Origin of the sequence: Pseudomonas meliae (genome assembly GCF_001400515.1) — a bacterium.
Classification (GTDB): domain Bacteria; phylum Pseudomonadota; class Gammaproteobacteria; order Pseudomonadales; family Pseudomonadaceae; genus Aquipseudomonas; species Aquipseudomonas amygdali.
In genome coordinates, this window is record NZ_LJQT01000197.1 from 1 (window position 1) to 7,263 (window position 7,263).

Annotated in this window: 2 protein-coding genes and 2 pseudogenes; all 4 read right to left on the reverse strand. The window is 57.5% G+C overall.

Annotation, left to right across the window (positions count from 1 at the left end):
- Nucleotides 1-2,370, reverse strand: a 2,370-nt coding sequence (locus ALO64_RS08925; RefSeq protein ID WP_054991701.1) for a toxin VasX, incomplete at its 3' end; no start/stop codon positions are given.
- Nucleotides 2,367-3,253 (reverse strand): annotated as a pseudogene (locus tag ALO64_RS08930) (DUF4123 domain-containing protein). The gene ALO64_RS08925 and the pseudogene ALO64_RS08930, both read right to left, overlap by 4 nt.
- A gap of 199 nt (nt 3,254-3,452) precedes the next feature.
- A pseudogene (locus tag ALO64_RS08935) lies at nt 3,453-4,813 on the reverse strand (imelysin family protein).
- Nucleotides 4,814-4,982: 169 nt separating this feature from the next.
- The gene (locus tag ALO64_RS08940) at nt 4,983-7,034 is read right to left on the reverse strand and encodes a putative bifunctional diguanylate cyclase/phosphodiesterase (protein ID WP_044345427.1); all 2,052 of its coding nucleotides are present in this window, start codon (nt 7,032-7,034) and stop codon (nt 4,983-4,985) included.
- Nucleotides 7,035-7,263: the final 229 nt, after the last annotated feature.

Consider the following 7,263-nt stretch of genomic DNA (forward strand, 5'->3'; position numbering starts at 1 on the left):
CTTGATCGGAGAATCCTTTGATGCTTTCCAAACACTCCAAGCCTCCCCCAGATTCCCAACCTGTAAATACACCGCCAGTAAAGGAAAGAAACTACCCTTCAACGCCGCTGCAGCCGCCCCCTGAGTCGCATACCACCCAAACGCACCAGCACGCAGCCTGTCAATTTCGGCATTGAGCGCGTGCAGTTGCGGGTCAGTGATATCCAGTCGAACGCCAATCGCGCCGTTGTGCGGGTTACCGGTCGGGGTAATGGCTTTTTCCAGGTCTCGGCGCAGCGCGTCGCGCATGTTGCGGGTCTGCAGCAGCCGTTTGTTGGTGTATTGCCTTTCGTAAAGCAGACCTTGATGTTGATCCGCTGTCAGTGTGCGGCGGTTGATAAGTTTGGTGAGGCGGTTGCGCTCTCTGATGAGGTCGTCTTCGGTAGCAAGCAGCTGATTCAAGCGCACGAAGTTGTCGCGAAATTTTGTCACGTCGGTTTCGTTTGCAACTCTCAGGGTGACGGCTTCCTGTTGCAGCGCCACCAGCATGCCCAGTCGTTGTGCTCGATTGCTTGCCTTGCTGAAGTTATCCAGGTGTTGGCGTAGCTGCGGGCTGTTCAACTGCTTTTGCATTTCAATCAGCCAGCGCTCCAGGTGCAGGGCGACGGCCGGGATGTAACTGGCATTGACGGCTTGATGAAAGGGTAGGGCGGCGGGGGCCAGGTTCAGACTGTTGGTCCAGTGATTGCCCATGATGTGGCTGATATCAGCGACGCGCCTTTGCGCATCGGCCAGTCCGTCGCTGAAGTTGTGAATATCATCCAGCCACTTGAGCAGGCTGCCTGATTTGGCGCGCAGAAAGTCCATGTCCAGACGCCCGTAGAACACCGGCAGAATGTAGTGGGGGTTGTCGTGAAAGTAGTCGCTGACCCTGCGCAGGCTTTCGTCGGTGCGGCACAGGTCGCGGGTGCAGTTGAGCTCCATCGCCAAGGCGCTTTTCAACTGGTCGGGATGGTCTGGGTCGAAGTACCAGGCACTTCGAAAGAGCTCCCCTTGAGTGAACAGGCGCACGCGATCATGGGTGATATCGTCCAGGCGCTGCGTCCAGCGTTGAAGGTGCGAGCGCTCCTGAGTCAGATAGGCTTGCATTTCCTGGTGACGAACAAGGTCGTAAATACCTCGTGAGCCGAGGCCCACACCGTTTAGCGTGCCTTGGCTGTTCTCTTCCAGCGCTTCAATGTCGTCTTTCAGTTCTTCATGGAGTGGTTTGCCAAGTATGAGCACCATCTGTGAGTGCTTGTTTTCCATGTCGAGTCTGGCAAACCTGGTTTGCGGCCGCTCGGCGTGCGCACCCCCGCGCATGGCGGAATACTGCCCCGCTGAAGTAGTGGCTGGCACAGGCCCTTGATGGTGTTCCCGATGCCAGTCATTGCGCGCATTCAGGTAATCGTAAATGCGCGTGCGTTGTTCGGGCGTTGTGTTCTTCAGCAGTTTCGAGTCAGGGCTTGTCTGCCGGGCAGTGTTTTCGCCAACGCTCATCAGTGTGTCAATGTAGCTGGCGGTGATGTAACGCATTTCATTGTTGTTGCGCTCACGCCACTGGTTGAGCCAGCCCACTACCTCGTCCTGCTCCTGCGCAAGGTCACGCAGAATGCCGATGCTGTCGTCGAGCACCAGATACAGGTGATTCAGTTCGTAGAACGGGTTGAGTGTATTTTTCAACTCGCCGATGTGCGCCTCGCGAAACAGTGGCAGATGCTCCCAGACATAGTCCTGGCGTTCTCCTTCGGGCATCTCGGGTGTAGTGCATTGCTGTGCCGGCAACTCGGCGAGCTCGGCAAGTTGCTCTCTGACCTGCTGTTCGACGCGAAGGTGGACACCGCCTTGCTGGCAATCGGCTGCAGCCAGATTCACTTTTTGCATGAAATAGAAACGGTCTGCAGCGCTGGCCAGCACATGGGTGCATTTGGCGGCGGTCCATTGCAGTTCGGCATAGGCAACATGCAATGTTGTATCGCGGGCAAAGATCAGGGTGTGCTCGCCAATTGTGGTCTGCCTGACATCCTGAGCGACTTCCCGGTCCTGCCAGAGCAGTTTGGTCGGCACGCCGTTGTCTAGGCGATACTCATGCAGGTAACCACTGCTTTCATCAATCACATACAGATAGCCGTCACGCACCAGGCGCAAGCCGAGCGGTCGTTTCAAGTCTCTGTAACCCGAGGTATCCGGCAGGTTATGAAGCCGTTCCACGCGACCGTAACGCAGTGGCAATAGCTGGACTTTGGTGCCCATCAACGGGCAGTTGCTCGTACTGTTGCGGGCATCAATATGGCTTTTTGCTCTGGACTCCCAATAGGCTTTGTCCACAGGGGAAAGTGTCTTGCGACTCATGGCCGGGTTGCTCCGTGCGGTTCGCGACTGCGTTTCACTGCCAGCCAGTTGGCCTGTTGAATACGCCGGGATGGCGTCAATGAGGACTTTTCATTCATCAGCGCTCTGATATCGAGATGCGACTCGACTGGCTGGGTAGCCAGAAAGCAGGTGACGTTGGCGTAGTGGAAAATATCCGCTTCGCTGTTGAAGCCTGCTTCATAGGCTGTGACGGCCAGCGCATGCACATGGCTGTATCGCGACTTCAAACCCGTGGATGTGAGGTAGGCCGGAAAAAATGTGCGCAAGTGCTGGTCAAGACTGATCACGATCAGGCGAAACGCGACGTCATTCATGGCCTCCATCTGCCGGTCGTTCATCCGATACAGAACAGTTTTGTCATGACCGGCTGGCTCCCCACGGCGCTCGTGCTGGACCCAGTGTTCAGTAATGACATCTACTGCATAAACGCTGTCGATAGGGCCAAACAGCCTATTGTCGGTGTGCTCCGGATGAAGCCCGAACAGCGCGTTGGCGACAGGCGGGTCGGAAAGGTTCAAGTGGCAGGCCCTGCCTGTTGGTTTATCAACGAACACCAGCCAGCGCAGGTGATCAGCCACTGTCTTGTGGTCGGCGTCGCTGAATAGCAGCAGACCCCATTCTTCGCGCGCGCAAGTCAAAAAATTTGAAAAAGTCGGGTCGTGTGGGCCGTCGATCTGAACCAGGGCGGGCGAGTGATCCAGTAATTCGCTGAAGCGGGTTTGCAGAAAAAGCAGCGCGCAGATCGGCGCTGGATTCCACTCGAAAAGCTTTCTTCTCAACTGTGGGAGATTGATGGCGTTGAGCAGCAGATAAGCGTTTTTCGACCATGACGACCGCCAGGGCCTGATTCAAATTCAAACATGTGCGCGCTTTGATGGGGCAAGGGGCGCGGATATTCGGCGGTATGGGAAACGTTTTCAATACGCAGAAATGACTTTGGGAAAGGCCCTACAAAGATCGCCGAAATATCGCTGGCCAGACCTGATGCGCATATCGGTCAGGCATAAAAAATGCCGGTCAGTGAACTGACCGGCATTGGTTGTTACCGCAAACAGTACCTGTCAGAGCTCGTGATCAGCGTTGTCCGGGTTCAGGTCGGTGATGCCGAGCTTGCCAGCGGCCTGTTCGATAGCCCCCGTCTGTTTGACCAGCGCAGCAATGGCGTCACGCACCACTTGATTGCCTGCCGTGTTGCCGGCAGCGATCAACTGGTCGAAGTGCTCACCCTTGTTGGCGTGATCAACGATGACCTGTAGCTTGGCCTGGGTGTCGTCCAGATCGGCGCGCAAGGTGGCGTCGGTGGCAGGGTCTACCTTGGCAACCAGAGACGAAAGGCTCGGGCCGCTTACTTTGCTGCCATCGGTGCGCGTGTATTCGCCCAGGTAAACGTTGCGAATACCCTTGCCGTTGTAGAAGTGCGAGTTGTGCGTGTTGTCGCTGAAGCAGTCGTGTTCGTCTTCGCTGGAGTTGGCTTCCAGTGCGACTTTCATACGCTCGCCCGCCAGTTCACCCAGCGACAGGCTGCCCATGCCGAAGAGCATTTTGCGCAGACCGCTTTCGCCGGATTCGGCTTCCAGCGTGGCACGGTAGTTGTCGGCAACGCCGGCCTTCCAGTTGCCGGACATTTCTTCCAGATCGCTGACCAGCAGATCGGTAACGGCCTTGAGGTAGGCGCGGCGGCGGTCGTTGTGGCCGCCGNGGTCGCGCCGGCACCTTCGAGGTAGTCACTGGCTGGACGTGCGCCGGCACCAGGGCCGGTGCCGTTCAGGTCCTGGCCCCACAGCAGAAATTCAATAGCGTGGTAGCCGGTAGCAACGTTCGCTTCGGAACCGCCCAGCTCGTTCAGGCTGGCGAGTTTTTCGGAGGTGATCTCCTTCACGTCGACCTTGTCTTCGCCGACCTGAATTTCGGTGTTGGCGATGATATTGGCAGTCGCGCCCGGGTTGCCCAGCGCATGCTGGTAATCCTTGGCGACATAGTCGATCAGGCCTTCGTCCAGGGGCCAGGCGTTAACCTGTCCTTCCCAGTCGTCGATGATGGTGTTGCCGAAGCGGAAGACTTCGCTCTGCATGTAAGGCACACGCGCAGCTACCCACGCATCCCGTGCGGCTTTCAAAGTTTCATCGTTGGGTTTTGCCAGGAATGCGTCGACGGCGGTGCTCAGTTTTTTCGCACCAGCTTCGGCGTCGTCGAACACCGCAGACACCATGTTGGCGTAATTCGCGACCACAGCCTTGGCCGCCGCGTCGTCAGTCTGGGCGGCTGCGGCCGGAGCAGGGGCAGCAGGCGTCGCCGCGGGAGTCGCAGGAGCAGCGGCTGGCGTGGGTGCCGGGGCGGCAGCCTTGTCCTTGCCTTCGCCACAACCGGCGAGAGAGATAGCGATGGCCAACAGACTAGCGGTTGCCAGAGGCATACGAATCATGACGGAATCCTGCGTCGATAAAGTTGATGGCGGGGTGCGCCCAGAAAATCTGCGACATGATGCGAAAGATTTGCATTCGATGTAAAGGCAAAACGCCTTTGCGGTCGTGTTCAGGTATTCAGCAGGTTGTAACAGTCGGTTTCAAGATGGCTCGAAAGAGCACTGCCGTTCAAAGGCTGGCGGCGTTACGCTCTCTCGACTGTTTCAGGTAGGCCAGCAATTCCCGACCGGGCAGCGGCTTGCTGTACAGGTAGCCCTGGCCTTCGTGACAGCCCTGGGTGACGATATAGGCTTCCTGCTCGAGCGTCTCCACACCCTCGGCGATGACCTGCATGCCAAGGCTTTTACCCAGCTGGATAATGGCCCGCACGATGGTGGCGTCATCGTCGTCGTCAATCAGGTCCTGAACGAAACTCCGGTCGATCTTGATCTTGTCCAGCGGCAGGCTTTTCAGGTAACTCAGCGACGAGTAACCGGTACCGAAATCATCGATGGCGATCAAGGCGCCGGAGCGTCGCAGGCTCAGCAGGTGCTGGGCGGCGGTATTGATATCTTCCATCAGGCCGGTTTCGGTCACTTCCAGTTCCAGGCTGCGCGGTGGCAGGCGGTAGATCTGCAACAGGTTGTTGACCACACGCGGCAGTTCCGCGTGGTGCAGTTGCACGGTCGACAGGTTGACCGCCATGCGCAAGTCGGTGAAGCCTTGATCAAGCCATTCGCGTAACTGGCGACAGGCCTGATCAAGCACCCATTCGCCGATGGCGATGATGGTGCCATTCTGCTCGGCCAACGGGATGAATACATCTGGCGGCACCAGACCATGCTCTGGATGTTGCCAGCGGATCAAGGCTTCCACGCCAACGATGCGGTGATCGCGATAGCTGATCTGCGGCTGATAGACCAGGTACAACTGATTGCCCGGCAAGGCTTCGCGCAGATCTTTTTCGAGTTCACGACGGCGGCGCATTTCGCTGTCGACGCTGGCGATGTAGAACTGATACCGGTTACGCGAGCGGGCTTTGGCCAGCGTCATGGTCTGTTCAGCTTTTTGCAGCAGTTTCTCGGTGTTGTCGCCGTCCTCGGGAAACAGCGTTATGCCAATGGTCGCTCGTAAGCGGATCTGCTGTTCACCGACTATAAACGGGGCCTCCAGCTCATCCAGAATATTCTGCGCCAGCTCTGCTGCCTCATAGGGTTGCTCGATTTTGGCCTGCACCAGTGCAAACTGATCGCCGCCCAGTCGCGCCAGAGCGCCGAGTCGCCCGCTGTGGGCGCGTAGCCGGTCAGCCAGCGCGAGTAACAGTTGATCGCCTGCCTGATAGCTGAACTGTTCGTTGATACCTTTGAAGTCATCCAGGCCAACGCAGAGAATCGCGACCCGGTGCTGCTGACGCCCCGCATCTTCGAGAATTCTGTCCAGACCGATCTGCAACTGAAGCCGGTTGGGCAGGCCGGTCAGGAAATCGTATTGCGCCATGCGCTGCAGATTGTTCTCCGCCTCGTGGCGCAGATAAGTGTGGCGCTCGATGGAGGCCAGCAGCTGGTTGGCGGTATTGACCCAAATCCCCAGTTCGTTTTTCTCGTGGCCTTTGAGCAGTGGCAATTGGTGTTCGCTGGGGCGGTCGGGGTTGATCGCGATCAGATGTTCGATGATTTTCGACAGTGGCCTGGTCAGCAACCAGTGATAGACCAGGTACAACACCAGCCCCATTGCCAATGCACGCAATACACCAGCGATGAAGATGATTGCGGCATTGACCAGAAAGCTTTCGCCGTAATTGGCAGTGTCCAGCGTGATACGCAGGTCGCCGTAATACTCGCTGTAGGGGCTGCGACCGACCAGTTGCGTGGTGAAGCTGCGCTCCTGGCCGAGGATAAGGTCTGTCAGCCAGCGGGTTGGAGAGCTTTTCAGCGGGCGGTCTTTTTCTGCGAGCAGGCTTTCGTTGGGGTGTCCTATCGATGCCATGCGTACCGCGTCATCCTGAAACAGGCCCTCGATGACCTGCATGCCCATTTCGCGGTCCAGGCTGTAAACGGCCTGCGTGGAGGGATCGCGGAACATTCCGAGAATTCGTTCGGCATCGTTCGCCACGGCCTGACGCGTCTTGTAGGCGTCGAAAACAATTTGCGCACAGCTTAGTACGACGCCTACCAGCAGCGCCGAAAGCAGTACGACGCGCAGCAACTTTACCGAAAGGCTATTCTTGATTTCCAGCTTCAATGGCCGTTCCTTAGTTCGTGTCGGAGGACATATCGCCCCATGACCCTCGAAAAGCCAGATCCGCCCGTCGTGACGTGGTCAGAAACGGTGCGTCTGGCTGATCTTCGCGTTCCTTGCACCTACTGGCCCAAGCCACCTGAGTGTGTCGGGTGGCCAGGTGGGTAACTTGAGCAGAACACTGTAAAGAATTACGTCGTGATGCGAGTCAGCTAGGGAGACGCTGAACAAT